At 72.4% G+C, this 26,048-nt stretch carries 24 protein-coding genes; 12 read left to right on the top strand and 12 right to left on the bottom strand.

What is annotated here, in order from left to right; translation table 11 throughout:
* Nucleotides 1–295: 295 nt before the first annotated feature.
* Both FHS37_RS15770 and FHS37_RS15765 read right to left on the bottom strand, forming a co-directional pair.
* Nucleotides 296–448, bottom strand: coding sequence for a hypothetical protein (locus FHS37_RS15770; protein WP_184821587.1), 153 nt, complete (start codon nucleotides 446–448; stop codon nucleotides 296–298).
* Nucleotides 449–657: 209 nt separating this feature from the next.
* Nucleotides 658–1,047 (bottom strand): hypothetical protein, encoded by a 390-nt coding sequence (locus tag FHS37_RS15765; RefSeq protein ID WP_184821586.1) that lies wholly within the window; start codon nucleotides 1,045–1,047, stop codon nucleotides 658–660.
* 579 nt (nucleotides 1,048–1,626) lie between these two features.
* Between FHS37_RS15765 and FHS37_RS15760 the strand changes: the two genes are divergently transcribed.
* The 5 genes from FHS37_RS15760 to FHS37_RS15740 all read left to right on the top strand — a co-directional run bounded on the left by FHS37_RS15760 (nucleotide 1,627) and on the right by FHS37_RS15740 (nucleotide 5,543).
* Nucleotides 1,627–1,992, top strand: a complete 366-nt coding sequence (locus FHS37_RS15760) for a J domain-containing protein (RefSeq protein WP_184821584.1) — start codon at nucleotides 1,627–1,629, stop codon at nucleotides 1,990–1,992.
* Between the two features lie 55 nt (nucleotides 1,993–2,047).
* Entirely contained in the window at nucleotides 2,048–3,922 is a 1,875-nt protein-coding gene (gene dnaK / locus FHS37_RS15755; RefSeq protein ID WP_184821582.1) for a molecular chaperone DnaK, read from the top strand.
* The gene (gene grpE, locus FHS37_RS15750; RefSeq protein ID WP_184821575.1) at nucleotides 3,919–4,455 is read left to right on the top strand and encodes a nucleotide exchange factor GrpE; all 537 of its coding nucleotides are present in this window, start codon (nucleotides 3,919–3,921) and stop codon (nucleotides 4,453–4,455) included. The genes dnaK and grpE overlap by 4 nt, the downstream gene beginning before the upstream one ends.
* An 83-nt stretch (nucleotides 4,456–4,538) precedes the next feature.
* Nucleotides 4,539–4,700, top strand: a complete 162-nt coding sequence (locus tag FHS37_RS39375) for a DUF2267 domain-containing protein (protein WP_229889868.1) — start codon at nucleotides 4,539–4,541, stop codon at nucleotides 4,698–4,700.
* Between the two features lie 390 nt (nucleotides 4,701–5,090).
* The gene (locus tag FHS37_RS15740) at nucleotides 5,091–5,543 is read left to right on the top strand and encodes a hypothetical protein (RefSeq protein ID WP_184822132.1); all 453 of its coding nucleotides are present in this window, start codon (nucleotides 5,091–5,093) and stop codon (nucleotides 5,541–5,543) included.
* Between the two features lie 94 nt (nucleotides 5,544–5,637).
* On the opposite strand, the gene FHS37_RS15735 is transcribed toward FHS37_RS15740, so the two are convergent.
* The 3 genes from FHS37_RS15735 to FHS37_RS15725 form a co-directional block, all read right to left on the bottom strand.
* On the bottom strand, nucleotides 5,638–8,430 hold the full coding sequence (locus FHS37_RS15735) for an ATP-binding protein (RefSeq protein ID WP_229889869.1): 2,793 nt from the start codon (nucleotides 8,428–8,430) through the stop codon (nucleotides 5,638–5,640).
* Between the two features lie 510 nt (nucleotides 8,431–8,940).
* Nucleotides 8,941–9,333, bottom strand: a complete 393-nt coding sequence (locus FHS37_RS15730; RefSeq protein WP_184821574.1) for a VOC family protein — start codon at nucleotides 9,331–9,333, stop codon at nucleotides 8,941–8,943.
* On the bottom strand, nucleotides 9,330–9,632 hold the full coding sequence (locus tag FHS37_RS15725; RefSeq protein WP_184821572.1) for an ArsR/SmtB family transcription factor: 303 nt from the start codon (nucleotides 9,630–9,632) through the stop codon (nucleotides 9,330–9,332). The genes FHS37_RS15730 and FHS37_RS15725 overlap by 4 nt, the downstream gene beginning before the upstream one ends.
* Before the next feature lie 228 nt (nucleotides 9,633–9,860).
* Between FHS37_RS15725 and FHS37_RS15720 the strand changes: the two genes are divergently transcribed.
* Nucleotides 9,861–10,268: a YciI family protein gene (locus tag FHS37_RS15720; RefSeq protein WP_184821570.1), complete on the top strand. Its 408-nt coding sequence runs from the start codon at nucleotides 9,861–9,863 to the stop codon at nucleotides 10,266–10,268.
* Nucleotides 10,269–10,276: 8 nt separating this feature from the next.
* The gene (locus FHS37_RS15715) at nucleotides 10,277–11,422 is read left to right on the top strand and encodes an RNA polymerase sigma factor (protein WP_184822128.1); all 1,146 of its coding nucleotides are present in this window, start codon (nucleotides 10,277–10,279) and stop codon (nucleotides 11,420–11,422) included.
* A 109-nt stretch (nucleotides 11,423–11,531) separates the two neighbouring features.
* Here FHS37_RS15715 and FHS37_RS15710 read toward each other — a convergent pair whose 3' ends face one another.
* Nucleotides 11,532–11,723 carry a hypothetical protein gene (locus FHS37_RS15710; RefSeq protein ID WP_184821568.1) on the bottom strand — a complete coding sequence of 64 codons (192 nt, stop codon included), beginning with the start codon at nucleotides 11,721–11,723 and terminating at the stop codon, nucleotides 11,532–11,534.
* 206 nt (nucleotides 11,724–11,929) lie between these two features.
* Between FHS37_RS15710 and FHS37_RS15705 the strand changes: the two genes are divergently transcribed.
* Entirely contained in the window at nucleotides 11,930–13,069 is a 1,140-nt protein-coding gene (locus tag FHS37_RS15705; RefSeq protein WP_184821566.1) for a glutathione-independent formaldehyde dehydrogenase, read from the top strand.
* Nucleotides 13,070–13,267: 198 nt separating this feature from the next.
* Here FHS37_RS15705 and glpK read toward each other — a convergent pair whose 3' ends face one another.
* Together glpK and FHS37_RS15695 are read right to left on the bottom strand one after the other, a co-directional pair.
* A complete protein-coding gene (gene glpK, locus FHS37_RS15700) occupies nucleotides 13,268–14,785 on the bottom strand; it encodes a glycerol kinase GlpK (protein ID WP_184821564.1) in 1,518 nt (505 codons plus the stop codon).
* Between the two features lie 24 nt (nucleotides 14,786–14,809).
* Nucleotides 14,810–15,655 (bottom strand): MIP/aquaporin family protein, encoded by an 846-nt coding sequence (locus FHS37_RS15695; RefSeq protein WP_184821562.1) that lies wholly within the window; start codon nucleotides 15,653–15,655, stop codon nucleotides 14,810–14,812.
* A 480-nt stretch (nucleotides 15,656–16,135) separates the two neighbouring features.
* Between FHS37_RS15695 and FHS37_RS15690 the strand changes: the two genes are divergently transcribed.
* The 3 genes from FHS37_RS15690 to FHS37_RS15680 all read left to right on the top strand — a co-directional run bounded on the left by FHS37_RS15690 (nucleotide 16,136) and on the right by FHS37_RS15680 (nucleotide 19,253).
* The gene (locus FHS37_RS15690; protein WP_184821560.1) at nucleotides 16,136–17,146 is read left to right on the top strand and encodes an ATP-binding cassette domain-containing protein; all 1,011 of its coding nucleotides are present in this window, start codon (nucleotides 16,136–16,138) and stop codon (nucleotides 17,144–17,146) included.
* Nucleotides 17,143–17,949 (top strand): ABC transporter permease, encoded by an 807-nt coding sequence (locus tag FHS37_RS15685; RefSeq protein WP_184821553.1) that lies wholly within the window; start codon nucleotides 17,143–17,145, stop codon nucleotides 17,947–17,949. The genes FHS37_RS15690 and FHS37_RS15685 overlap by 4 nt, the downstream gene beginning before the upstream one ends.
* Before the next feature lie 566 nt (nucleotides 17,950–18,515).
* Nucleotides 18,516–19,253, top strand: a complete 738-nt coding sequence (locus tag FHS37_RS15680; RefSeq protein ID WP_184821551.1) for a hypothetical protein — start codon at nucleotides 18,516–18,518, stop codon at nucleotides 19,251–19,253.
* A 25-nt stretch (nucleotides 19,254–19,278) separates the two neighbouring features.
* Here the strand turns inward: FHS37_RS15680 and FHS37_RS15675 are convergent, their stop codons facing one another.
* From FHS37_RS15675 to FHS37_RS15665, 3 genes are all read right to left on the bottom strand, one after another.
* Nucleotides 19,279–20,826: an FAD-dependent oxidoreductase gene (locus FHS37_RS15675; protein WP_184821549.1), complete on the bottom strand. Its 1,548-nt coding sequence runs from the start codon at nucleotides 20,824–20,826 to the stop codon at nucleotides 19,279–19,281.
* A 23-nt stretch (nucleotides 20,827–20,849) separates the two neighbouring features.
* The gene (locus tag FHS37_RS15670; protein ID WP_184821547.1) at nucleotides 20,850–21,764 is read right to left on the bottom strand and encodes an AurF N-oxygenase family protein; all 915 of its coding nucleotides are present in this window, start codon (nucleotides 21,762–21,764) and stop codon (nucleotides 20,850–20,852) included.
* A 139-nt stretch (nucleotides 21,765–21,903) separates the two neighbouring features.
* Nucleotides 21,904–23,091: an NAD(P)/FAD-dependent oxidoreductase gene (locus tag FHS37_RS15665; RefSeq protein WP_184821545.1), complete on the bottom strand. Its 1,188-nt coding sequence runs from the start codon at nucleotides 23,089–23,091 to the stop codon at nucleotides 21,904–21,906.
* A gap of 215 nt (nucleotides 23,092–23,306) precedes the next feature.
* Here FHS37_RS15665 and FHS37_RS15660 point away from each other — a divergent pair, with 215 nt between their 5' ends.
* Nucleotides 23,307–24,251 (top strand): aldo/keto reductase, encoded by a 945-nt coding sequence (locus tag FHS37_RS15660; RefSeq protein ID WP_184821543.1) that lies wholly within the window; start codon nucleotides 23,307–23,309, stop codon nucleotides 24,249–24,251.
* Nucleotides 24,252–24,521: 270 nt separating this feature from the next.
* Here FHS37_RS15660 and FHS37_RS15655 read toward each other — a convergent pair whose 3' ends face one another.
* Nucleotides 24,522–25,961, bottom strand: coding sequence for a GH1 family beta-glucosidase (locus tag FHS37_RS15655; RefSeq protein ID WP_184821541.1), 1,440 nt, complete (start codon nucleotides 25,959–25,961; stop codon nucleotides 24,522–24,524).
* Nucleotides 25,962–26,048: the final 87 nt, after the last annotated feature.

Here is a 26,048-nt window from a genome sequence, read left to right as displayed (position 1 = left end):
AGGGGTGCAACAGTCGGCATCGGCAGCCTGCTGTCGGAGCGCGCCCGGGAGCCGGCGCTCGGGACCCGCGGCGTCGCTGCCGCCGACAAGAGCGAAGAGCTGGGTGCCCGGCATCTGCCGGCCGGCGCTCCCGGCTCCGACCGGGGCACCGAGGAAGCCGTGCGCCAGGCCACCCACGGCTAACGCGGACGCCAAGCCCTCGACCGAGCCACGACCGCTGCCCGGTCCGGGGTGTCCGAACACACCAGTCGCGGCGACCGACCTGCACACCGACCGCACGGCGGTGGGGCCGGCATCAGGACCCCGGTCGGCGTTCCGGCTCCCCGCCGTCGGCCTCGAACACCTTGGTGAAGGTGGCCCCGCACCGACAGCGGGAGTGCTCGATCAGCTCGCCGTCGGCCGACACGCTCAACCCCTGGCTGAGCCGCACGTGCACATGATCACCCATGAGGAGCTGCCTTCCTCGACGTCCCTGATCCGGTCATCGTGGAGGCCGACCGCACGAACCGGCAATGCCGCAGCTCACACCTGACAGTCGATCGTGACGCCCGCCCTCCGTCCGCAGGGTTCCGCCGCAGCGTCCTGGAGGTCGGCGCGCCGAAGTCCCCGGCGGACGGTGCGCACCCGCCTTCAAGGGGCGGGCGCGCTCCGCCCGGGTCACCCGGAGGGCTTCGTGGACGGCTGGGCTGCTCGCGTGCCGGACGACGGCTGCGGGTGACCGGCGGCGTGCAGCATCGGCGCGTCGTGCCGCTCGGGGCGATCGGCGCCCTCGGCCGGGACACGGCTGCGCGGCGCCTCCGCGTCACCGGGCAGCGGCACGGGCCGGCGCGCCACCAGACGTCCGACCCAGCGGCGGCCGCAGTGCTCGCAGGGCGGCGCGCCCTGCAGCGTGTACGGCGAGGAAACGGCCGCGTTGTCGCGGTAGAAGACCTCCCACTCGGCGTCGAGAGCGTCTCGGTAGCGCTGCACGTCGTAGTCGACGCTCCAGCGGTGCCAGCACGAGCCGCAGGTGAACCCCACACGTTCGACAGCGAGTTCGGTGATCACTGCATTGCACCTCCCGTCCGGTGTACGGGTACGGTTCGGGGCGCTGACAGGGCCGCATCGGGAGAGGGACACACGGGCGGGGCGGAAGCAGCGCCCGTCCTCGTGGGCGTACCAGGCGCAGCCTCCCCCGGTCCAGCAGCGTCCGCACGGACATCAGAGCGTCGAGGCCGTCGGCGTCGGCACGGGCCGGTTCGGACGGGTCCCGGATCGGATGCCGGTGCTGCGCGGTGGCGGAGGGCACGAAGTCACACAGCCCCCGGGCAACGGCCCCGTCCGGGCCGTCCTTGATCTCGATCACGGCCCGGCCGTCGTACCGGTGCGCCGCGAGGAACAGCGCCATGCTCCGCACCCCGCTCTCTGCCTCCCGGTGCCCGCGCGAGCCGCCCACGGTCGGCGGCCTCGGATCCCTGGTTCAACTCCTTCGCCCACGGCACCGCTCCGCGTTCCGCAGTCACGGAGTACCGCGGACACCTCCCCTATACCTCGCCAGCCTTGACAGGGCAACACTCAAGTTTTATATCGGAACGTGGGCAATTTATCGGAAAAGCATCAGCTCAGGATGGGGGGAGGTGGTCGGACGTGCCGACGCGGGAACCGGAATCGGACCTGTACGCGGTGCTGGGGGTGCAGTCCTCGGCGACGTCCGAGGTGATCACCTCGGCCTTCCGCGCCCGGGTGCGGGAACTGCGCCCCGACACCCGCGTGGACGCCGCCACCGCCGCCCGGTTCGGTGAGGTGCGGGCGGCGTACGAGACGCTCCGCGATCCGGTCCTACGGGCCGCCTACGACCAGCGCTGCGAGCGCACGCCAGGGTCGGCGTCCGATCGGGGGCCTGCCCGCGCCGCGCCCGCGCGGCCCGTGGGGGCTTACGTCGTGGTGCTGGGGGAGGTCCCCCGTGAGCCGCCGTTGCGTGCGAGTCCGGTCCGGTGGGTCCCCGGCCGGTGAGACCCGGTGAGACCCGGTGAGACGAGGAACGAGGTGAGGACGAGGAGGAGGACAGATGGCACGGGCGGTCGGTATCGACCTCGGAACGACGAACTCGGTGGTCTCGGTCCTGGAGGGTGGCGAGCCCACCGTCATCACCAACACGGAAGGCGCGCGGACGACCCCGTCGGTGGTGGCGTTCTCCAGGAACGGTGAGGTGCTGGTCGGCGAGGTCGCCAAGCGGCAGGCGGTGACGAACGTCGACCGCACCGCCCGCTCGGTCAAGCGGCACATGGGCGACCGCGCCTGGCGGTTCCCCGAGCACGGGGACGTTGACGGCAAGCGGTACACCGCACAGGAAATCTCCGCGCGCGTGCTGCAGAAGCTCAAGCGGGACGCGGAGGCCTACCTGGGTGAGGACGTCACCGACGCGGTGATCACCGTGCCGGCGTACTTCGACGACACCCAGCGGCAGGCGACCAAGGAGGCCGGTGAGATCGCGGGCATGAACGTGCTGCGGATCATCAACGAGCCGACCGCCGCCGCGCTGGCCTACGGCCTGGACAAGGAGAACGACCAGACCGTCCTCGTCTTCGACCTGGGCGGCGGCACCTTCGACGTGTCGCTGCTGGAGATGGGCGAGGGCGTCATCGAGGTCAAGGCCACCAACGGCGACACCCACCTCGGCGGCGACGACTGGGACCAGCGGATCGTCGACCACCTGGTGAAGCAGTTCAACAACCACTACGGCGCCGACCTGTCCAAGGACAAGACGGCCGTGCAGCGCCTCAGGGAGGCGGCGGAGAAGGCGAAGGCCGAGCTGTCGTCGTCCACCGGGACGACCATCAACCTGCCCTACATCACCGCCTCGGCCGAGGGCCCGCTGCACCTGGACGAGAAGCTGACCCGGGCCCAGTTCCAGCAGCTGACCGCCGATCTGCTGGAGCGGTGCAAGGCGCCGTTCCACAACGCGATCAAGGACGCCGGGATCAAGGTGTCCGACATCGACCACGTGGTCCTGGTGGGCGGCTCGACCCGGATGCCGGCCGTGACGGAGCTGGTGAGGGAGCTGACCGGCAAGGACCCGCACAAGGGCGTCAACCCCGACGAGGTCGTGGCCGTCGGTGCCTCGCTGCAGGCCGGTGTCCTCAAGGGCGAGGTCAAGGACGTCCTGCTGCTGGACGTCACCCCGCTGTCCCTGGGCATCGAGACCAAGGGCGGCATCATGACCAAGCTGATCGAGCGCAACACCACCATCCCGACGAGGCGTTCGGAGGTCTTCACCACGGCCGAGGACAACCAACCGTCGGTGACCGTGCAGGTCTACCAGGGCGAGCGGGACATCGCCGCGTACAACAAGAAGCTCGGCATGTTCGAGCTGACCGGCCTGCCCCCGGCGCCCCGCGGAGTGCCGCAGATCGAGGTCACCTTCGACATCGACGCCAACGGCATCATGCACGTCTCCGCCAAGGACCTCGCCACCGGCCGCGAGCAGAAGATGACCGTCACCGGCGGCTCGGCGCTGCCCAAGGACGACATCGACCGCATGGTCCGCGAGGCCGAGCAGCACGCCGAGGAGGACCGCAAGCGGCGCGAGGCGGCCGAGACCCGCAACCAGGGCGAGCAGCTCGTCCACTCCACCGAAAAGCTTCTGGAGGACAACGCCGAGCAGATCCCGGCGGACGCCAGGTCCGAGACGGAGACGGCGCTGGCCGAGTTGAAGGAGAAGCTGAAGGGCGAGGACACCACCACGATCCGGCAGGCGATCGACCGCACCGCACAGGCCGCGCAGAAGATCGGCACGGCCCTGTACCAGCGGTCCCGGGCCGAGCAGCCGGCGGGCGCGGCCGGCGCGTCCGCAGCAGGTGGCCCGAGCGGTGGTTCGTCCGGTGATGACGTGGTGGACGCCGAGATCGTCGACGACGACAAGCCGGAGGCAGGCCGACGATGACCGGGAGCGGTCCGCAGAGCACCGAGCTGGAACAGCTGCGGCGTCTGGTTCAGGAGCGGACCGCCGACCTGCAGCGGGTCAAGGCCGAGTACGACAACTACCGCAAGCGGGTGCGGCGGGACCGTCTGGCCGTGCGTGAGATCGCGGTGGTCAACGTGCTCAAGGCGCTGCTGCCCGTGCTGGACGCCGTCGACCGGACGTGCGCCGGCGAACCGCCCACGCCCGGTCTCAAGGACATCGCCGACAGCCTCAAGGAGCAGCTCGGCTCGCTGGGCGTCACCTCGTTCGGCGAGGTGGGCGACCCGTTCGATCCCGCCTGCCACGACGCCCTCTCCCACCGTGTCGCCTCCGCGTCGGACCGCCTGGTGTGCTCGCAGATCCTCAGGCCCGGCTACCGACTCGGCGAGCACCTGCTGCGCCCGGCCGCTGTCGAGGTCACCGGGCCGGCCCCGCCCGCGAGAAGTGCCTCGGGGCGGGAGTGCGGCGGACGGGGGGCATCCGCCCCGGCACCCCTGCCTGTCGCACGCAGCTGACAGGCTCGCCCCACCTGGGTGCCGGGGAGGAGGGCATCGCCTTCGACGCCCTGGGATCGCCGGCAAGCGGAGGTGACGAAACGATGCAGCACCACGAGTCCCTCGCTCGCGTACGTGAGCTCGGCGCATACGACAGCCAGGACGAAGCCGCGAAGATCACCGAAGCGGTGCCGAGCGTGCCGGCCCGGCGGATCAGCCCTGGCGAGGTCGAGGACCTTGCCTCCCGGCTGCCCGGCCCGCTCTGACAGGCGCCGGCCGAGGCCGGGCCGGCCCGGGCCGAGGGCTTCGGGATCGAGGAGTTCCACCGCAGGGTCGCCGAGCGCGCCGGTGCCCGGCCGCGCACCGCGGAGTGGGACGCCGGCGCGGTCCTGACCACCCTGGCCGGCGCCGTCTCTTGGCCTCTCCGGCTGCGCTGGTCACCTGCTACGCCACTTCCTCATCCGGTTCCTGGCCGGCGAGACGTGACGACGTGCGGTGGGCAGGCCCACCTCCCACCCCGGTGCGGAAGTCAGTGGTGGTTTCCGTGGTGGGCACGGAGGCGGTCCGCGCCCCGGGCGGGAGAGGCTGTGAGCACAGGGGGTCGGGCCCGGCCGGACACACGGGCCGATCGTGACCCACGGGCTACGGGAGGAACCATGAACAGCACCAGGAGCGGCGCCCACGAGGGGTTCACGGCCGAGGAGCGGGCCGCGATGAAGGAGCACGCCCAGGAGCGCAGGGCGGCGGCGCGGCGCGGTTCGCGTGCGGAGAAGGCCGCGGAGGCGGAGCGGGACGTGCTCGAGAAGATCGCCGGGATGCAGGACTCGGACCGGACCATGGCCGAGCGTGTCCACGCCGCCGTCATGGCCGCCGCCCCGGCGCTCGCGCCGAGGCTCTGGTACGGCATGCCCGCCTACGCCCTGGACGGCAGGGTCGTCTGCTTCTTCCAGAGCGCGGCGAAGTTCAAGGCCCGCTACGCGACGCTCGGGTTCAGCGACCACGCGAACCTGGACGAGGGCACGATGTGGGCAGCCGGTTTCGCTCTGACCGAGGTGACGGCCGAGGTGGAGGAGCGGATCACCGCGCTGGTGGAGCAGGCCGTCAGCTAGGGCGGCGCGTGCGGCGAACGGATGGGTCCACCGGGTGCGGGGGACCCTTCCGCCGGCGGTCCGTCACACCGCCTGCGCGGTCACCGCCTTGCGGCTACCGGGCGGCCCGGGGCGCGAGGCCGAGGGCGGCCAGCGCGGTCGTGCCGGCGGCCGTGTGCCCGCCCCCGGCGAGCAGCAGCGTGCGCGCCGCCTGGTAAGGGCAGCCGGCCGCGTCGAATGCCTTCGCGGCGGCGAGTTGGCGCGGCAGGTCGCCGTCGAGGATCGCCTCCGCGCGGTCCACCTGGGCGGTGGCGACCGGGTTGCCGGTGACCACGGCCCGGGCGGCTCCGATGCGGGCTCGGGCGTCCGGGTGCCCGGCGAGCACCGCCGTCTCCGCGCGGAGTGCCACGTACCAGTGCAGCCAGATCCAGCACACCCACTTCCACACCTGGTCCGGTTCCGGCGCGACCCGCTCCAGCGCCGCGTTCACGTCCCCGTGGTGGAGCAGGACCATGGCGTCGAGGACCGCGCCGTAGCCGTGTCGGTGCTGCACTGCCGTGTCCGCCCGGCCGACGACCGCGAGCCAGGCCGCCCGGGCGTCGTGATCGCCGCGCAGCCCGTGGACCATGGCCACCGACGCGGCCGCGGCTCCGAGGGAGAGCGACCGCTGACGGCCGCTGTGTTCCCACGCGTCGAGGAACCGCACGCTGCGGGCGAGCACGTCGTCGGCGTGGCCGGCGAAGGCGTCCGCGGCCAGGACCCAGGACGTGGCGTGGTGGCCCGCCTCGGCCAGCAGCGGGTGGTCGGCGAGCTGTCCGCCCCACCGTCGGGCCTCCGGCAGCTCGCCCACGCCGAGGGCGGTCGCGGCGGCCATGGCGAGGGCGTCCATCAGCTCGTGCGTGCCGGCGGGAGTGGCCGGTGCGCAGGCCAGGACGTCGATCCGGCACCGGGCGGCGGCCGCGACGGAGGAGGCGTCGCCGGCCCAGCTGCGGGCGCCGGAGAGCGCGTCGAGGGCAGCGGACTGCGCCACCGGGTCCCCGGTGCGCCGGGCGAGCCCGACGGCCCGCTCGGCACTCCGGACCGCCTCCCGCACGGTGTTCCCGGCGTCCGCCTGGAGCGCGCCGAAGGCGTCCGTGACCACCGCCGCCTCGGCCAGCGCCACGGCCGCCTCGGCCGCCGGGGCGTCGCCGGACAGCTTCCGCGCCTCCTCGAGCACGGCCGCCACCTCGTCCACGGGGGGTATCCGCGTGAACGAGGTGGAGAAGCGGTACGCGACGGTGGCGGCGGCCGCCAGGTCACGGCCGGCCCCGACGTCGTCCCCGGCACGGCGGGCGGCCTGAGCGGCGGCACGGTGCAGGCGGTACATGTCGTCACCGAGCCTGCGGCACCCTGCCACCGCCGCGGCGTGCCGCAGCGCCGCGGCACCGGCAGCGTCACCGGCGAGCTCCGCCGCCTGCTCGTACCGTTGCTGGGCCTCGCCGAGCAGGTTGCGGGTGAAGGCCAGTCCGGCCAGCGACGAGGCGAGACGACAGGCGTCCGCACGTCGCTCCGGCTGATCGGCGGCCCAGGCGAGAGCGGATCGGAGGTCGTCGGCCAGCGCGTCGAACCGGGCGCGCCAGTCCCCGCCGGCGGCTCCCGTGAGGGCGGTCGCGCCGGCCAGGCACCACGCCACGTGCCGGGAGCGGGCGACGGTCAGCTCACCGGTGTCGGCGAGCCGCTCCGTCCCGTACTGGCGGATGGTCTCCAGCGCCTGGTAGCGGGTGCCGGCGGCGGACGGCGCCACGGCGAGCAGGCTCTGCTCGGCGAGCCTGCCGAGCCCGTCGGCGACCGCGGACGCGTCCAGCGGGGCGAAGGCGGCGACCTCGGCGGCCGCCTCGGCGGTGAACGGCGCGACGAACACCGACACCCGGCGCAGCAGCGCCCGGTCCTGCGGCTGCAGCAGGTCGTGGCTCCAGTCCAGCACCGCCCGCACCGATCGGTGCCGGTCGTCGGCACGGACCCCGCCGGTGAGGATCCGCAGCTGATCGGAGAGACCGGCGGTCAGGCCGTCGAGGCCGAGCGTGGGCCACCGTGCCGCCGCCAGTTCGATCGCCAGCGCCATGCCGCCGAGCCGTTCGCAGATGGCCACGACCCCCTCGCTCACCGCCGGACCCGGCGGCCAGCCGACCGCCGCGGCCCGGTCCATGAACAGGGCCACCGCATCCGACTCGTCACCGCCGGCCCGGGACAGCGGCGGGACGGGGAAGACCCGTTCGAACGGCACCATCAGCCGGGCCCGGCTCGTCACGAGCACCCGTACCCGCGGACAGCCCGTCAGCAGCCGTTCCAGGAACGGCGCCACCCCGTCGCGCACCTGCTCGCAGTTGTCCAGCACCAGCAGCGCCCGGTGATCCGCCAGCGCGGCCAGCACCGCGTCGTCGATGTCGCGTCCGGGCTGCTCGCCCACGCCCACGGCCGCCGCGACCGCGGCGCCCACGCGCCGCGGGTCGGTGACCGGAACCAGGTCGACGAACCACACCCCGTCGGGGAAGCCGCCGGCCGTCTCGGCGGCCACCGCGAGCGCCAGCCGTGTCTTTCCCACCCCGCCCGGACCGACCGCGGTCACCTGCCGGTGTCCTCTCACCGCCTCGGCCAGCTCACCGCGCTCACGCACCCGGCCGACGAACGCCGTCAACGGTGACGGCAGGACGTGTGCCGGGCGCGGCTGTCCGGCGGAGGCCTGTTCGACCGCGCGCCGGGACAGCGCCCGCCGGTCCGGCAGCTCCAGTTTGCGCAGGAGTGAGGAGACGTGTGACTCGACCGTGCGTACGGAGATGAACAGCCGCGCGGCGATCTCCGCGTTGCTGAGGTACTCCCCGAGCAGCGCGAGCACTTCGGCTTCCCGAGCCGAGATCATCGGAGTGGGCACCGGGTCATTATCCGTGCCTCCTCCCGGCATCCCGCCTGCGGTGAGCCGGAGTTGCGGCTGCGGGCACCCGCCCGCGCGATCCGCGGCGTCCGCCTCGCCGACCCCGTCGACGCCGGACTCAGAACCGACCCGTCCCGATGTCGCCGCGGCCATGACCGACCGACACGGGGATGCGGTGCCCGTCACGGCCGTCCGTACCCTGCTCGACCGCGGCGCCGCCGATCGTGTCGTGCCGGCGGACGCCTCCCGCGAAGTCGTGGGCAACGCCCTGACCGGGGGCTGGGCTCGCGTGAACGTCACCCACGGCCGCGCGGCCCGGCAGGAAGCCGGGATCCGCCGTACGGGACTCCACCGGCTCGTTCAGGGCCGGGTCGTCTCCGAGGAGGCCGGCTGCGAGAAGCCCGGGCCGGGGGTCCTCCACGCAGCCGCGGCCTCCGTCGAAGCGTTCGGCCAGGACCCGGAAGGGGAGCCCGGCCGGGTCGTGGTCGAGCTGTGCGCGCGGGCAGCCGCCTACTGCGGCTCGGTCGCGATCTGGATCAGGTTGCCGCAGGTGTCGTCGAAGACGGCGGTGGTGACGGGGCCCGTCTCCAGGGGCTCCTGGACGAAGCGGACGCCGAGGCCGCGCAGGCGCTCGTACTCCGCCCGCACGTCGTCGACGGCGAACTGGGCGAGCGGGATGCCGTCCTGGACGAGTGCGTCGCGGTAGGTCTTGACGGCCGGGTGGCCGGCGGGCTCCAGGAGGAGTTCGGTGCCGTCGGGCTCGTCGGGCGAGACGACGGTCAGCCACCGGTCCTTCTCGCCCACCGGGACGTCGTGCTTCTTCACGAAGCCGAGGATGTCGGTGTAGAAGTGCTCGGCCCTGGCCTGGTCGTCGACGAAGACGCTGGTCAGATGGATTTTCATGGGGTGTCGTCCTCCGGTCCGGATGTGTGGGGCACGAGCCATCGTTCGGCGATCTGCCGCAGCGGGGCCGTGTTGAGGTCGTGGAACTTGTAGCGGCCCTCCCGCCTGGTCTCGACGAGACCGGCGGCCTCCAGCACGGCGAGATGCTGGGAGACACCCTGGCGCGAGATGCTGAGCCGGTGCTTCATGCTCAGCCGCGAGCAGATCTCGAACAGTGTCTGTCCGGACCTCTCCGTGAGCTCGTCGAGGATGGTGCGGCGGGTGGGGTCGGCCAGGGCTTTGAAGAGGTCGTCGGCCACGGCCACAGAATAGGCAAGTATTCACTTGCCTATCAAGTCACGGTGGTCCGGGTTCCGCCTCGCCCCGCGCCACGCCGTGGACCCGGACACCGCGGGACGGCCCCGCCCGGGCTCACCTGCGGGAGTCCCGGAAAAAGATCGGACGGCGATGTCGAGAACCGGTGATGGGCTCCGTCCCCGCAAGGAACGCGACCACAATGGGTCGCACCAGCACCGAGGAGAAACACGATGGCCAAGTACCTGCTGCTCAAGCACTACCGCGGTGCCCCGGCCCCGGTCAACGACGTGCCCATGGACCGGTGGACGCCGGAGGAGATCTCGGCCCACGTGCAGTACATGAACGACTTCGCGGCCCGGCTCGAGAGGACCGGCGAGTTCGTCGACAGCCAGGCACTCGCTCCCGAGGGAACGTTCGTCCGGTACGACGGCGAGGGCCGCCCGCCGGTCACCGACGGACCGTTCGCCGAGACCAAGGACCTCATCGCCGGCTGGATGGTGATCGACGTCGACAGTCAGGAACGCGCCGTCGAGCTGGCCGGGGAGCTCTCGGCCGCCCCCGGGGCCGGCGGGAAGCCGATCCACGAGTGGCTCGAGGTGCGCCCGTTCCTGACCGCACCGCCCACCATCACGGAGTGACCCCTTCGATGGACGAAGCCGCGCTCCGGAGCCTCACGCCGAGCGTCCTCGCCGTCCTCGTCCGCCGCGGAGCCGACTTCGCGGCGGCCGAGGACGCCGTGCAGGACGCACTGGTCGAGGCGGTCCGCGTCTGGCCGGCCCGTCCGCCGCGGGACGCGAAGGGCTGGCTGATCACCGTGGCCTGGCGCAAGTTCCTCGACGCGACCCGGGCGGACGCCGCCCGCCGCCGGCGTGAGGACCTCGTCGACAGGGAACCGGTGCCCGGCCCCGCGCCCGCGGCGGACGACACGCTCCAGCTCTACTTCCTGTGCGCCCACCCGTCGCTGACGCCGTCGTCCGCGGTCGCGCTCACGCTGCGTGCCGTCGGCGGGCTCACCACCCGCCAGATCGCCCAGGCCTACCTGGTGCCCGAGGCAACCATGGCGCAGCGCATCAGCCGCGCCAAGCGCGCCGTCTCCGACGTGCGGTTCGACCGGCCCGGCGACGTCGCCACCGTGCTGCGCGTCCTCTACCTGGTCTTCAACGAGGGCTACTCCGGCGACGTCGACCTCGCCGCCGAGGCCATCCGGCTCACCCGGCGGCTCGCGGCCGCGATCGACCACCCCGAGGTGGCGGGGCTGCTCGCCCTCATGCTGCTCCACCACGCCCGGCGCGCCACCCGGACCGCACCCGACGGCAGCCTGGTACCGCTCGCCGAGCAGGACCGCGGCCGGTGGGACACCGAGTTGATCGCCGAGGGCGTCGGGATCCTGCAGGCGGCCCTCGCCCGCGACCGGCTGGGCGAGTTCCAGGCCCAGGCCGCCATCGCGGCACTCCACGCCGACGCACCCACCGCCGGGGAGACCGACTGGGTGCAGATCGTCGAGTGGTACGACGAGCTCGTGCGCCTGACCGACAGCCCGGTCGTCCGGCTCAACCGCGCCGTGGCCGTCGGCGAGGCCGACGGCCCGCGCGCCGGCCTGGCGGCGCTCGCGGCACTGGACGACTCACTGCCCCGCCACACCGCGGTGGCGGCGCACCTCCACGAGCGCGACGGCGACCTGGCGACGGCGGCACGGCTGTACGCCGAGGCGGCCCACAAGGCACCCGACCTCGCCGAGCGCGATTACCTGACGCGCCGGGCCGCCCGGCTCAACGCCCGCCGGTGTCGCTGACGGGTCACGTCCGGACTCCCCGTGGCCCGTGGCCGGAACGGTCGCCTCACGGTGAGCGGCGCCCGTCCCGGAACGATCTCCTGACCGCTCGGGATGCGGCCGGTGCCGTCTACCTGCCGTCGGCGGCGTCCTCCTGGGGGAGGTCGGCGAATTCCCACCAGGCGAGCGGAAGCCAGTCCCCGCCGACGAAGCCGTCGACGGATCCGCCGGTCCCGCGTATGGCCACGCGGGTCCCTTCCGGATACGTGACGCCGGACAGGCCGGAGACCGGGACGAGCAGGGTGCCGAGGCGTCGTGACAAGGTTCTGGGTCCTTCCGGAATGCGCAAAGGGGGTCATTGCAGCCCTCGCGCAAACTGTCTCATCATGCCGCAATCTGGAGTATGAGGCACAGCACACGAGACCGGTCGGGCTACGGACCGGGCCCCGCTCCCCCTCTCACGCAGCGGCCCCGGCACCGCCCTTCCCGGACGTGAGCAAGCAAACACACGAGTGGAGGTGCCCGAGGATGAGGGCCGTCGTGTACAAGGGACCGTTCGAAGTAGCGGTCGAGCAAGTGGAGGATCCCCGGATCCAGCACCCGAACGACGTGATCGTCCGTGTCACATCCACCGCCATCTGCGGTTCTGACCTGCACATGTACGAGGGTCGCACCGCCGCCGAGCCGGGCATCGTCTTCGGTCATGAGAACCTCGGCGTCATCGAGGAGACCGGTGACGGTGTGACCTCGCTCAGCAGCGGCGACCGAGTCGTCATGCCCTTCAACGTGGCCTGCGGCTTCTGCAGGAACTGCACGGCCGGCCTCACGGGCTTCTGCCTGACGGTGAACCCGGGCTTCGCGGGAGGCGCCTACGGCTACGTCGCGATGGGACCCTACGTGGGTGGTCAGGCCGAGTACGTGCGAGTGCCGTCCGCCGACTTCAACTGCCTGAAGCTCCCCGAGGGCACCGAGAAGGAGACCGACTTCGTCCTGCTCGCCGACATCTTCCCGACCGGCTACCACGGCAACGAACTGGCCGACGTCCGTCCGGGTGAGAGCGTCGCCGTCTACGGCGGTGGCCCCGTCGGCCTGATGGCGGCCTACTCGGCGATGCTGCGCGGCGCGAGCAAGGTGTTCGTGGTCGACCGGGTGGCGGAACGCCTGCAGAAGGCGGAGGAGATAGGCGCCGTGCCGATCAACTTCACCGAAGGCAGCGCCGTGGACCAGATCAGGGAGCAGACCGGAGGCGAAGGCACGGACAAGGGCATCGACGCCGTCGGCTACCAGGCACAGGCGCACGGCGAGGACCGCGAGGAGCCGGCGACCGTACTGAACCAGCTCGTCGAGACGGTCCGGCCGACAGGCGCTCTCGGCGTGCCGGGGCTGTACGTGCCACGCGATCCCGGCGGGCCCGACGACCAGGCCAAGCAGGGCATGCTGGTCGTCGCCGTCGGACGTCTCTTCGAGAAGGGACTGCGCATGGGCACCGGGCAGTGCAACGTCAAGCGGTACAACCGTCAGCTGCGGGACCTGATCATCGAGGGGCGTGCGACGCCCAGCTTCGTCGTGTCGCACGAGCTGCCCCTCGACCAGGCGTCGACGGCGTACGAGAAGTTCGACAAGCGGATCGAGGGCTACACCAAGGTCGTGCTGCACCCGCACGCCTGAGGACGCCGCGCCGTTTCCGGGGGCGGGCGCGTCGACCGTGTGCCTCCTCGCCCGCCCCTTCCCGGCCCCGGCCCTCCCGCGTCCTGAGCTCGGTCCTCCCCCGCGTCGGCTGCGGTCCCGTCCGCTCCTTCAGCCGGTCCGGCGACTGCGTCGTGCGACGCGCGGTTCACGAGGACGTGTCCGGTCGGACGTGTCCGGTCAGGGGACCTCGACCCAGTCGAGGGTGCGTTCCACCGCCCTCTTCCAGCCGGCGTAGGCCTCTGCGCGCCGGTCGTCGGACCACTGGGGTTGCCAGCGCTTGGATTCCCGCCAGTGGGTGCGCAGTTCGTCGGTGTCCCGCCAGAATCCGGTGGCCAGTCCTGCCGCGTAGGCGGCGCCGAGTGCGGTGGTCTCGGCGACGACGGGGCGGCTGACCGGGACGCCGAGGACGTCGGCCTGGATCTGCATGCACAGGTCGTTGGCGGTGACACCGCCGTCGACCTTGAGCACGTCGAGGTGGACTCCGGAGTCCTGTTCCATGGCCTCGGCGACATCGCGGCTCTGGTAGCAGATGGCTTCCAGGGTCGCTCGTGCCAGGTGCGCGTTGTCGTTGTAGCGGGCGAGGCCGACGATCGCCCCTCGGGCGTCGGAGCGCCAGTACGGTGCGAACAGGCCGGAGAAGGCGGGCACGAAGTACATCCCGCCGTTGTCGTCGACGCTGCGGGCGAGGTCCTCGCTCTCGGCCGCGGTCTTGATGATCTTCATCTGGTCGCGCAGCCACTGCACGGCGGACCCGGTCACCGCGATGGAACCTTCCAGCGCGTAGACGACGGGATCACCGCCGAACTGGTAGGCGACGGTGGTGAGCAGGCCGTGCTGGGAGCGGACCAGCTCCGTGCCCGTGTTGAGCACCAGGAAGTTCCCGGTGCCGTAGGTGTTCTTGGCCTCGCCCGGCGCGAAGCAGACCTGTCCGACGGTGGCCGCCTGCTGGTCGCCGAGCACCCCGCTGACGGGGAGGGCGGCGCGCAGCGGCCGGGAGGTCCGGGTCACCCCGTACGCCTCCGGGTGGGAGGAGGGGTTGATGGCGGGCAGCATCGCCCGGGGGACGCCGAAGAACCCGAGCAGTTCGTCGTCCCAGTCGAGGGTCTCCAGGTCCATCAGCATGGTGCGGCTCGCGTTGGTCACGTCGGTGGCGTGGATGCCTCCGTCGGGACCTCCGGTCAGGTTCCACAGCACCCAGGCGTCCGTGTTGCCGAAGAGGGCGTGACCTTCCTCCGCCGCCCGGCGGACGCCGTCGACGTTCTCGAGGATCCACTGCAGCTTGCCGGCGGAGAAGTACGTGGCCGGCGGCAGTCCGGCCTTGCGGCGGATGACATCGCCCCTGCCCGAGCGCTCCAGCTCCGCCGCGATGGAGGCGGTGCGGGTGTCCTGCCACACGATGGCGTTGTAGTAGGGGCGGCCGGTGCGCGGGTCCCAGACCACCGTGGTCTCCCGCTGGTTGGTGATGCCGATGGCCGCCAGGTCGGTCCCCGACAGGCCGCCGTAGCGCAACGCGGTCTGCATCACCGAGTTGGTCCGCTCCCAGATCTCCACCGGGTCGTGCTCCACCCATCCCGAGCGCGGGAGGATCTGCTCGTGCTCCAGTTGGTGCCTGGCCACCTCGTTGCCGCCGTGGTCGAAGACCATGAATCGGGTACTGGTGGTTCCCTGGTCCACCGCACCGACGAAGTCCGCCATGATGCGCCGCCTCTCCGGCCGGTGTCAGCCCCCGGGTGCCGGGACGCGCCCCGGCGGCTCGGGCTCCGCCTTCGGCAGGAACCGGCCGACGAAGGCCTTGTACAGACCCGCGCCGAGCAGAGCACCGATCAACGGGCCGACGATCGGCACCCAGAAGTAGAAGTTTCCGTACTGGTCCCGCCACGCTCCGCCGTATCCCGTGAGGAAACTGGCCAGCCGGGGACCGAAGTCACGCGCCGGATTGATCGCGTAGCCCGCGTTGGTCCCCCAGGCCATCCCGATCGCGACCACGACCAAGCCGATGACGAAGGGCGCGAGGTTCGCGCCCGGCGGGTTGTTGAGCAGGTCCGTGATGGCCATGATCAGCAGCATGAGGATGGCGGTGCCGATGACCTGGTCACGGAACGCGCCCCATTCGTGGACCGGGAGGTTGGGGTTGCCGTTGGCGGGGAGTGTGGAGAACACGACCTGTGTCTTGATCGTGTGGCCGGGATCGGCCTTCGCCAGCGCCTCGGTGTAGTTCCAGCGGACGAGGAGGGCCGCCACGAAGGCGCCGGCCGTCTGGGCCAGCGCGTAGGGGACCACTTTGCGCCACGGGAATCCCTTGAACACGGCGAGGGCGACCGTCACCGCGGGGTTGATGTGGGCGCCGCTCAACCGTGCCGCCACGTAGACGCCCAGGGTGACGCCGAGGCCCCATGCCCAGGAGATGCTGTCGTGGTCCCCGAGGCCGCCCGCCGGATCCGTGAGGGCCCCGCCCGCAACCACCTGGGCCACCACGCCGCAGCCGAAGAGGATGAGGATCATCGTGCCTGCGAATTCGGCCGACAGCTCACCGATCAATCCGGACCCTGTTCGCCGCTCAGCCATGGAGGCCCGCCTTCCGCCGGTTCAACCGACCGTCGACTCCCCGAGCCGTTCATCTGACAGGCTAAGGGGAACTTGGGCAAACCGCATATACAGAGCTTTTCACTCCGATGTCCCGGATCGCCGGATCCATCACGCGACTGTCCGACGGCTCGGACGGTGCCGCGCGGTCGCACCGTCTTCTTCCGCGGCAGCCCGGGGTTGTCCACCGTCTCGGGCCTCGGGCCGGCCGCACCCCGCCGTCCGCGTCGAAGCCGGCCTGTTCCCGCTGCGCCCGGACGGCGCGGAGGCGCACCCCGCAGGGGAGGACGAGTCACCGGCGGGCTCGAAGCGGCGAGCGCGGACCGGGAGCGCCGCATGACCCGCCGGCCGGCGGTGGCGGTCGGCACCGGGAGGAATGTCAGTGGTGTGCGTCACAGTGGGGGAAGAGGTGGACGCCGGCCCGTGACGTCCGCGACACCGCGAAGTCACCAGGGGAATCCCATGACCTACGCGATCCAGGCGGAGGGCCTGGTCAAGCGGTTCAAGGAGACCGAGGCCCTGGCGGGAGTGGATCTGGCGGCCCGCACCGGCTCGGTGCTGGGCCTGCTCGGCCCGAACGGGGCCGGCAAGACGACGGCCGTGCGGATCTTCGCCACGCTGTTGCCGCCCGACGGCGGACGCGCGAGCGTGGCCGGGCACGACGTCGTCGGGGAGGCCGCAGCCGTGCGGGCCCTCATCGGCCTCACCGGCCAGTACGCGGCGGTCGACGAGAACCTGACCGGCACGGAGAACCTGCTGCTCATCGGCCGCCTGCTCGGCATGAGCAGACGCGACGCACGGGCACGGGCGCGCGAGCTGCTCGACCGGTTCCGCCTCGCGGACTCGGCGGGACGCGCCGCGAAGACCTTCTCCGGCGGCATGCGGCGGCGCCTCGACCTCGCGGCCAGCCTGGTCGGGCGGCCCAGCATCCTCTTCCTGGACGAGCCCACGACCGGTCTCGACCCGCGCAGCCGGGGAGAGTTGTGGGACATGCTGCGCGCCCTGGTCGCCGACGGCACCACGGCCCTGCTGACCACTCAGTACCTCAACGAGGCCGATGTGCTCGCCGACGACATCGTGGTCGTCGACAGGGGCCGGGTGATCGCCCGGGGCACGCCCGACGAGCTGAAGTCCGAGGTGGGCGGCCAGGTGCTGGAGGTCCGCCCGCTCGCCCCCGGGGACATCACCGCCGCGCACGGACTGGTCACCGAGGCGGCCGGGCCGGGCACCCGGATCGAGGGGGAGGTGATCACGGCCCCGGTGAACGACCCCGAGCTGATGCCCGCGGTCGTGCGCGGGCTCGACCGGGCGGGGATACGGGTCGGCGAGCTGGCGCTGCGGCGCTCCTCACTCGACGAGGTCTTCCTCGCCCTGACCGGTCACCGGGCGGAGCCGGAGGACTCCGGCGGCGCGGCCGAGGACGACGGAGGCCGGGACGCATCCGAACCGGAGGAGGCGGTGAGTTCGCCGTGACCGGTGTGACGGTCGCCGTTCCGCTCACGGCGTCGGGCCGGGTGCGGCCCCTGGCGTGGGTGGGCCAGACCCTGACGATGGCGTGGCGCAGTCTGGTGGCGGTGAGGCACAACCCGCTGGAGCTCGTCGACTACAGCGTCACGCCGATCATGTTCGTCTTCCTGTTCACCTACGTGCTGGGCGGTCAGATGGCCGGGTCGACGGACGCGTACCTGATGTACGCGCTGCCCGGCATCATCGTCCAGAACACCCTGTTCATGACGGTGTACACGGCCATGGCGCTCAACACCGACCTGACGAAAGGTGTCTTCGACCGGCTGCGCAGCCTTCCCATAGCCCGTTCCGCGCCGCTCATCGGCCGGATCACCGCCGACCTCGCCAAGCACGTGTGGGCGATGCTCCTGATGATCGGCATCGGGCTGCTGACGGGCTTCAGGATCACCGGCGGGTTCGGAGGCTTCCTGCTGGGCGCGGTGCTGTTGGTCGTCTTCGCCGCGGCGGCCTCCTGGAGCGCGGTGCTCATCGGGATGCTCGCCGGCGACGCGGAGAAGGTACAGGCGTTCTCGTTCACCGTGATCTTCCCGATCACCTTCACCAGCAGCGCGTTCGTCGTCGACACCATGCCGGGCTGGCTCCAGGCGTGGAGCGACGTCAACCCGGTCACCCATCTGTCCGACGCGTATCGCGGGCTGCTGGTCGGTGGTCCGGTGGCGGAGCCGGCGCTGTGGTCGCTGCTGTGGGCGGTGGGCACAGCGGCGGTGTTCGGCCCGCTGGCGATGCGGGCGTACCGGTCGAAGGCCTGAGCCCTCACTGCGGCAGGACGCCCCTCCCGGCGGTCGGTCAGGTGGGCCGGCCGGTCCGTTCCTCGCCGCCCTGTCGCCCAGGGGTGTCGGTCGCTGGCTCCTTCCGTCCGTCCGGCTCGTACCGGGTCGCGCCGCGCGCCGGACGGAGCGGCGCCTCCTCGGGCCGGCATCGCTCGCACTGGGGGTTGTGGCAGGGTCCTGCGGTCCAGACGGGGACGTAGACGCCCATGGTCTTGTGCCGTTCCACCACGGTGTCCACCGGCTGCTTGCAGGAGCGGCAGACATGTGTGGACGACCGGGCCGCCCTGTGTTTCCGGTCGCTCTCCATGGTGAGTACTTTACGACTGCTTTATGTTCTTTTGGGAGCCCTTTGGCCGGGTGGATTTCGGCGACGTCCCGCCCCCTGCCGAATGCCCTGCCTCACGGCCGGCCGGGCGATAGGGTCAGGGTGTGCGTTGATCTTCCGGGCGGCCGCCACGCGCAGCCGCAGACGGTGCGGGGCGCCTTCCGTCACGGGGGTGGCCCCTGCAGGCACGCCCGTCACCATCCCAACGGAGATCCACACCATGACTGCCCGGCAGCCTCTCCCCTACGACGCGTTCGTCGAACTCGCCGCCGCCGATCCAGCCGTCGTCGGCCTCGTCCTCAAGGGCTCCCGGGCCCACGACGGCATGGCCACCCGGCACTCCGACCACGACCTGTACGTGGTCCTCGCCGACGACGCGACGACCGGTCTCACCCGGTTCGCGGGCCACCGCACCCCCGAACTCGACCTCGTCGTCGTCTCTCTCACCGAGTTCCGCGCAGCCGGGATGCCCGGTTTCGAGCGCTACGCCCTCGCCCGTGCCCGGGTCGTCCTCGACCGGCTCGACGGAGGCATCGCCCGGATCCTCGCCGACAAGGCTCGCCTGGATGCCGATGAGGCGTTCCAGAGCTCCGGCGGCTGGCTCGACGCCTACGCCAACTCGCTCTACCGCTCCGTCAAGAACCACCGGGACGGCCAGGCCCTCGCCGCCCGTCTCGACGCCGCCGACAGCATCCGGTCCCTGCTCGAGCTGCTCTTCGCTCTCGACCGTCGCCCCTGCCCCTACAACAAGTACCTGGAGTGGGAGCTCGCCCGGTACCCGCTGCCGGGCTGGGACACCGACGTACTGCTCCGCGCCGTGGACCGCGTCTCGGCGACAGGCTGCGCATCCCTGCAGCGGCGCCTCTTCGCCCTCGTCGAGGCAGCGGCCCGGGAGGCCGGACACGGCGAGGTGCTGGACGCATGGGGCGGGGACCTCGACCTCATGCGACCGCAGTGAGGGGCGCCCCCCTACGGCCGTGGACTCAGCGGCGTCGACGGCGTACGAGGCGGCGGAACGCCTTCGGTCCGCCGGTCGGCGCGGGCAGTGCGCCCGCGACCGCGTCGGCCAGCAGGGTGCCGATCGTCTCGGCCGCGCACGTGCGGTTCGCGCCGATGCCTCCCGAGGGTCCGCGCTTGATCCAGCCCACGACGTACGTCCCGGGCCTGCCGGTCACCCGGCCGCGCTCGTGCGGAACGGTCCCGGTGGCCTCGTCGAACGGCAGGCCCGCTTGGGGCACTCCGCGGCAGCCGATCGCCCGCAGCACCATGCCGGCCGGGATCTCCAGCTCACCGGAGCCGCCGGTGACACGCACCGCGCGGACGTCCCCGTCCCCGCACACCTCCACGGGTGCGGAGAGGAAGCGGAACACGATGCGCCGCCGCCCTGCCGCCCCCGGGGGCACGGACCAGTCGACGGCCTCCCGCGCCACGCCCCGCAGCACCCCCGCCTTGTCCCTCGGCCCGGCGGAGTCGATCGCCGCCCCGACGCGCGGATCGTGGTCGTCCACGAGCAGGTCCACCCCGGGGAGGTGCTTGAGGGCGAGCAACTCGGGTCTGGTGCACGCCGCGTGTTCCGGGCCGCGGCGGCCGAGCAGCACCACCTCCCGCACCTTGCTGCGACGCAGCTCCGCCAGCGCGTGGTCGGCGATCTCCGTGTCGGCCAGCGCCTCCGGGTCGGAGACCAGGATCCGGGCGGTGTCGAGGGCGACATTGCCGTTGCCGACCACGACGACTCGTTCGGCCGAGAGGTCGACGGCGTCCGGTGCGACGTCCGGATGCGCGTTGTACCAGGCGACGAAGGTGGTCGCGGAGACGCTGCGCGTCCGGTCCTCGCCGGGTATGCCGAGCCGCCGGTCCGCGGCGGCTCCCACGGCGTAGACCACCGCGTCGTGATGCGCGGCGATCTCCTCGGCCGTGACGTCTTCGCCCACCTCGAGTCCGAGGTGCATGCGCACGCGGGGATGCGTGTGGAAGCGGGCGAAGGCGTCGCCGATCCTCCTGGTCGCCGGGTGGTCCGGCGCCACTCCGTACCGGACGAGCCCACCGGCGACCGGAAGCCGGTCGACGAGCGTCACCTCGGCCCGGGTGTGCAGCAGCAGGTCCTTGGCGGCGTACATGCCGGCCGGCCCGGTGCCGACGATCGCCACCCGCAGCGGCCGGAAGTCCGACGGCAGGACGCGGTCGAAGGCCGGCCTGCCCCAGGCGTGGAAGTTCGGGCCGAGGTCGGCTCCTTCGGACGCCGTCGGTGACTCCGCCTCCTCCTGCGGCCTCGCCTCCGGGTACGCGAAGTAGGCCGCGTTGATGTCGGCGTACTCCCGCTGTCCGCCGGTCAGGCCGTCGACCGGGAGGACGGCGTCCACCGGGCAGGCGTCGGCGCAGGCGCCGCAGTCGATGCAGGCCTTCGGGTCGATGTACAGCATCTCCGTGCTGCCGAAGGCCCGCTCTTCGGGCGTGGGGTGAATGCAGTTGACCGGGCAGACCGCCACGCAGGTGGCGTCGGTGCAGCAGGTCTGGGTGATCGCGAAGGCCATGTCGTCCGCTCGGCTGGAGGTCGTCAGATCAGGTCGGCGCGCTTGTAGAAGTACAGTGCGGGCCTGGTGAGCAGGCCCACCGAGGTCAGGAACTCCATCAGGCCGGAACAGCTCGAGCGCATCATCGACTTGTGGTGCTCGTTGGCCTTCGCCTCACGGACAGCGCGTTCCTCGTCCAGTCCGGCGTTCGCGTAGACCTTCCGGCTCACCATGCTGGTGACGATGACGTAGGAGGCCACGGCGATCAGGAGGGCGTGGACCTGGCGGCGCACCCGTCCGGCGCGCGCGAGGTGCCTGCGCGTCTCCTCTCGGGCGAACTTCATGTGCCGCGACTCCTCGACGACATGGATGTTGTTGATGGTGCGGACGAACGGCACGACCCGCTCGTCACGCATCCAGTCGCGCTGCATGACGTCGAGCACCTCCTCGGCGACCAGGATCGCCGCGTACGCCGCCTCGCCGAACGCGACGGTCTTGAAGACCCTGCCGAGTTCGACCGCGACCCGGTGCGGGCGGTAGGCCGGGGCCTGGAGCTTCTTCGCGCCGCGGGCGAACATGATCGAGTGGCGGCACTCGTCGGCGATCTCGGTGAGCGCCCACTGGAAGGTGTCGTCCGTCGGGTCCTTCGCGTAGATGTCACGCAGCACCATCTGCTGCAGGATCATCTCGAACCAGATGCCGGTGCTGGCCACCGAGGCGGCCTCCTGCCGCGTCAGCGCCTTGCGCTGCGCCTCGCTCAACTCCTCCCAGTACGGCGTCCCGTAGAGGGTGCTCCACTCCGGGCTGGCGCCGTGGAAGTCCTCGTCGAGCGGGGTCTCCCAGTCGACCTCGGTGAGCGGATCGTACGAGAGCTGCGCGGCCGAGTCGAGCAGTCGTCGCGCGATGCCGTCCTCGGGGGTGCGGCTCTTGCTCTCCGGCCGCGAGATGCTGGTGGCCATGCGGGGGCTCCTCGAGTCGAGTCCGGGAAGTACCTCGTCCATCGGCTGCCATTACCAGCGGTAACAGCTTTTGCTTGCTGACGGACCTTATAGCAAGAGGCGCCGCCTGCCTACCCTCGGGCGATCCACCGGTCCGCGCTCACGCACGGGCGGAGTCGGGGAAGGACCTGTCGCCGAAGAGGATCCGGCCGGCCGCGGCCCGGCCGAACGGCGTGCGCAGCAGGGTGAACGCCGCTGTCGCCGCGGCCGGCGTCCGCACGAGGGCCAATCCCCTGCGCAGCGCGAGCCGTCCTCGGAAGTGAGCGCGCAGAGCGGCTCCGCCGTAGCGGGCCAGCGCCTCCGTCCTCCCGGAGCGCAGCGCGTCGTCGAGGACGGAGGCGGCCAACTCCGAGAGCCGCAGGCAGGGGTCCAGCCCGCCGGCCGTGAGAGGGGAGACCGCACCCGCCGCGTCCCCCACCAGGAGCCCGTCGGCGCAACCGATACGGCGCAGCACGCCGCCCACGGGTATCGGCCCCCCGCGTCGCTCCACCGCCTCGGGACGGTCCACGCCGGCCAGTCCGGGCGCCGAGGCGCCGAACCGCGCCAGGGCCCGGCGCAGGCCCTCCGGGAAGCGGTCGGCGTAGCCCGCGACACCGACGTGGGCGTGCCGCCCGTCGTTGACCACCCAGGCCAGGTATCCGGGGGCGAGCGAGGGGTCGAGGACGCAGTGGAAGGTCGGCGGTTCGCCGTTCGCGGGCACTTCGAAGACCTCCTCGGCGCCGACCAACAAGTGGTGGTTGCGGTCGAGGCCGAGGTCGCGGGCGACTCTCGAGCGCGCTCCGTCGGCGCCGACGACGAAGCGCGCCCGGACCTCCGTCGGTCCGTCACGGCCGACCAGGTGGAAGGCGCCTCCCCGCCGGCCCGCGTAGCGCGTGCCCAGCGCCATCCGCACGCCGGCGTCGGTCGCGACGGCGGCCGCCGCCTCGTAGAGCGGCGCCATGTCGCCCACCCGGTACTCGTCACGGTCACTGACCAGGCTGACCGGGCGGCGCATCCCCGGGGGATAGAGCACCACGCGCCGGATCGGCGGGCCGAGGTGCTCGGAGGGCAGCGGGAAGTCGTCGAGCGTCTTGCGCACGAAGATCCCGGTGGTGCGGATCGCGGCGGCGAGAGTGGCCCGTCGTTCGACCAGGAGCACGTCGTGGCCCCGCCGGGCGAGGAGGGTGGCGACGTGCAGGCCGGCCAGCCCGGCCCCCACCACCAGGACGTCGGTACGGGCCGCGGCCCCCGGGCGGTGCGGGTCGTCGGCGGCGGTCGGCACGGTCGCGTCCCTCGCGTCGTCGGTCATGGGTTCCCCTCGGTGCGCGGCGGGTGCTCGTCGTGCCATCGCCCGGCTCCCGCCGAAGGCAGCGGCACGCATCCACCTCGATCGAATAACGATGGGAACCTATCGATATTCGATAGCGACGGCAAGTGTGGGAGTGAGCGGGCGACGCGGCGATCGCGCGATCCTCGCCGCCGCCCACGGAATGGAACGATCCAGCGCCGTCGTTGACGTCCGGCATGACTTCTGCACGGAAACTGGGCACGTCCGACCTCGAGGTCTTCCCGCTCGCCCTCGGCGGCAACGTCTTCGGCTGGACCGCCGACGAGGCCCGGTCCTTCGCCGTCCTGGACGCGTACACGGCCGCCGGCGGCAACTTCATCGACACCGCCGACTCCTACTCGGCGTGGGTCGAGGGCAACCGGGGCGGCGAGTCCGAGACGATCATCGGCAAGTGGACCAAGAAGCGCGGCAACCGCTCCGACGTGGTCATCGCCACCAAGGTGAGCCAGCATCCCGAGTTCCAGGGCCTGACAGCCGCCAACATCAAGGCCGCGGCCGACGCCTCCCTGCGGCGCCTGGGCACCGACCACATCGACCTGTACTACACGCACTTCGACAAGCCGGACGTGCCGGTCGAGGAGATCGTCGGCGCGCTGGACGAGCTGGTGAAGGCGGGCAAGGTCCGTCACATCGCCGCCTCCAACATCTCCGCCGAGCGCCTGCAGGCCTCCCTGGACTTCTCCGAGCGCGAGGGGCTGGCCCGCTACGTGGCCCTCCAGCCCCACTACAACCTGGTCTCGCGCCACACCTACGAGGGTGAGCTGCAGCGCGTCACCGAACGGTCCGGTCTCGCCGCCGTCCCGTACTACGCGCTGGCCTCCGGCTTCCTGACCGGCAAGTACCGGCCGGGCGCCACGGTGGAGAGCGCGCGGGCCCAGGGCGCCGCCAGGCACCTGCGGACCGAGCGGGGACGGAGGGTCCTCGCCGCTCTCGACGAGGTCGCCCGGGCGCACGACGCCGAGGTCGCCTCCGTGGCCCTCGCCTGGCTCGCGGCCCGGCCGACGGTCGCCGCGCCGATCGCCTCCGCCAGGAAGGCCGACCAGCTCCCGGCCCTGCTGAAGGCGGTGGAGCTGCGGCTGACGGACGACGAGCTCGCCGTCCTCACCGAGGCCTCCGCCTGACGGCCTCCGCGGTTCCCCGCACGGCGGTGGGGGCCAGCCGCCCGGGGAGCCGGCCTCCGGGGCCGGAACGACCCGCGGGCGGCGCCCGGCCGCGGGGGACGGAGCCGGCCGTCCGGGGCCGGTCGCACGCGGTACGCGCGCATCGGTGCCCGTCGTCCGGGGCGGCGCCCGGATCCGGCGCGGAGGAACGGGCCCGTCCCCGCGCCCCCGGCGTGCGGGGCGCGGGGACGGGCCCGCGGAAGCGGCGGCCGGGTACCGCCCCGGGCCCGGTCAGGCGCCGGGCAGGACGCCGGAGCGGACGATCTCGGAGTACCAGCGGGCGCTGGCCTTGGGAATGCGCGTGCCGGTCGGGTAGTCCACGTAGACGGCGCCGAAGCGCTTGCTGTAGCCGTGGGCCCACTCGAAGTTGTCCAGCAGCGACCACAGGAAGTAGCCGCGCACGTCCGCGCCGTCCACGATGGCCTGGTGGACGGCGGCCAGGTGGCCGCGCAGGTAGGCGATCCGGGCGGGGTCGTTGACCTGACCGGCGGGGTCGGCGTAGTCGTCGAACGCGGCGCCGTTCTCCGTGATGACCAGCGGCAGCCTCGGGAAGTCCGACGCCAGCCGGCGCAGCAGGTCGTACAGGCCGGTGGGATCGACGGCCCAGCCCATGGCGGTAGTGTCGCCGGGCGGCTGGTGGAAGGCGACCCGGTCGGCCCCCGGCCAGGGACTGTGATCGCTCCTGCCGTGTCCGTCGGAGGTGTGGGTGCCGCTGCCGTCGGCCTCGGACACGAGGGTGGGCGTGTAGTAGTTGACGCCGAGGAAGTCCAGCGGCTGGTGGATCCGCCCCAGGTCGCCGTCCCGGACGAAGGACCAGTCGGTCAGCGCCGCGGTGTCCTTGAACAGGTCCTCCGGGTAGGCGCCCTGCAGCATCGGGCCGGTGAAGACCCGGTTGGCGAGCGCGTCGATCCGGCGGACCGCGTCGGCGTCGGCGTCGCTGCCGGTGAGCGGGCGGACGTGGTGGATGTTGAGCGTGACCGAGCACTGGGCGTCGGCGCGGACGCGGTCGCGCAGCGCCCGGACGGCCAGGCCGTGGGCCAGGTTGAGGTGGTGGGCGGCGCGCAGGGCGGCGACCGGGTCGGTGCGGCCGGGGGCGTGCACGCCGGAGCCGTAGCCGAGGAAGGCGCTGCACCAGGGCTCGTTGAGGGTGGTCCAGGTCTTCACCCGGTCGCCGAGGGCGTCCGCGGCGAGGGCCGCGTACTCGGCGAACCGCTCGGCCGTGGCGCGCTCGGGCCAGCCACCGGCGTCCTCCAGCTCCTGCGGCAGGTCCCAGTGGTAGAGGGTGGCGACGGGCTGGATGCCCTTGTCCAGCAGGTCGTCGACGAGGCGCCGGTAGAAGTCCAGGCCCTTCTGCACGGCGGGGCCGCGGCCGGTGGGCTGGATCCGGGGCCAGGCGAGGGAGAAGCGGTAGGCGCCCAGGCCGAGTTCGGCCATGAGGGCGACGTCCTCGCGCCAGCGGTGGTAGTGGTCGGTGGCGACGTCACCGGTGTCGCCGTTGCGGACCCGGCCGGGGGTGCGGGCGTAGGTGTCCCAGATGGACGGCGTGCGTCCGTCCTCGGCGGCGGCTCCCTCGATCTGGTAGGAGGCGGTCGCGGAGCCCCAGAGGAAGCCCTTGGGGAAGGTACGGGCGGCGTCCGGGGCGGACGCGGTCTGCTGTGCTGCGGTGACCACGTGAGTCCTTTCGAAGCGGAGGTGTTCGCGAGCGCGCGAAGGCCGGAAGGTGAGGTGGTGCGGGTCCGGCGGACCGGGTCCGGGCCC

Source organism: Streptomyces griseomycini (assembly GCF_014203535.1).
Classification (GTDB): Bacteria; Actinomycetota; Actinomycetes; order Streptomycetales; family Streptomycetaceae; genus Streptomyces; species Streptomyces griseomycini.
Note: the sequence above shows the minus strand (reverse complement) of the source record. Positions and strands in the feature narration are given on the sequence as shown.

Bases quoted from the DNA above. Each gene is read 5' to 3' on its own strand.
- FHS37_RS15770 (WP_184821587.1), bottom strand. From the start codon at position 448: ATGGGTGATCATGTGCACGTGCGGCTCAGCCAGGGGTTGAGCGTGTCG.
- FHS37_RS15705 (WP_184821566.1), top strand. From the start codon at position 11,930: ATGAGGGCCGTCGTGTACAAGGGACCGTTCGAAGTAGCGGTCGAGCAA.
- FHS37_RS15660 (WP_184821543.1), top strand. From the start codon at position 23,307: ATGACTTCTGCACGGAAACTGGGCACGTCCGACCTCGAGGTCTTCCCG.
- dnaK (WP_184821582.1), top strand. From the start codon at position 2,048: ATGGCACGGGCGGTCGGTATCGACCTCGGAACGACGAACTCGGTGGTC.
- glpK (WP_184821564.1), bottom strand. From the start codon at position 14,785: ATGGCGGACTTCGTCGGTGCGGTGGACCAGGGAACCACCAGTACCCGA.
- FHS37_RS15730 (WP_184821574.1), bottom strand. From the start codon at position 9,333: ATGAAAATCCATCTGACCAGCGTCTTCGTCGACGACCAGGCCAGGGCC.
- FHS37_RS15720 (WP_184821570.1), top strand. From the start codon at position 9,861: ATGGCCAAGTACCTGCTGCTCAAGCACTACCGCGGTGCCCCGGCCCCG.
- FHS37_RS15740 (WP_184822132.1), top strand. From the start codon at position 5,091: ATGAACAGCACCAGGAGCGGCGCCCACGAGGGGTTCACGGCCGAGGAG.
- FHS37_RS15695 (WP_184821562.1), bottom strand. From the start codon at position 15,655: ATGGCTGAGCGGCGAACAGGGTCCGGATTGATCGGTGAGCTGTCGGCC.
- FHS37_RS15665 (WP_184821545.1), bottom strand. From the start codon at position 23,091: ATGACCGACGACGCGAGGGACGCGACCGTGCCGACCGCCGCCGACGAC.
- FHS37_RS15680 (WP_184821551.1), top strand. From the start codon at position 18,516: ATGACTGCCCGGCAGCCTCTCCCCTACGACGCGTTCGTCGAACTCGCC.
- FHS37_RS15690 (WP_184821560.1), top strand. From the start codon at position 16,136: ATGACCTACGCGATCCAGGCGGAGGGCCTGGTCAAGCGGTTCAAGGAG.
- FHS37_RS15670 (WP_184821547.1), bottom strand. From the start codon at position 21,764: ATGGCCACCAGCATCTCGCGGCCGGAGAGCAAGAGCCGCACCCCCGAG.
- FHS37_RS15675 (WP_184821549.1), bottom strand. From the start codon at position 20,826: ATGGCCTTCGCGATCACCCAGACCTGCTGCACCGACGCCACCTGCGTG.
- FHS37_RS39375 (WP_229889868.1), top strand. From the start codon at position 4,539: ATGCAGCACCACGAGTCCCTCGCTCGCGTACGTGAGCTCGGCGCATAC.
- grpE (WP_184821575.1), top strand. From the start codon at position 3,919: ATGACCGGGAGCGGTCCGCAGAGCACCGAGCTGGAACAGCTGCGGCGT.
- FHS37_RS15715 (WP_184822128.1), top strand. From the start codon at position 10,277: ATGGACGAAGCCGCGCTCCGGAGCCTCACGCCGAGCGTCCTCGCCGTC.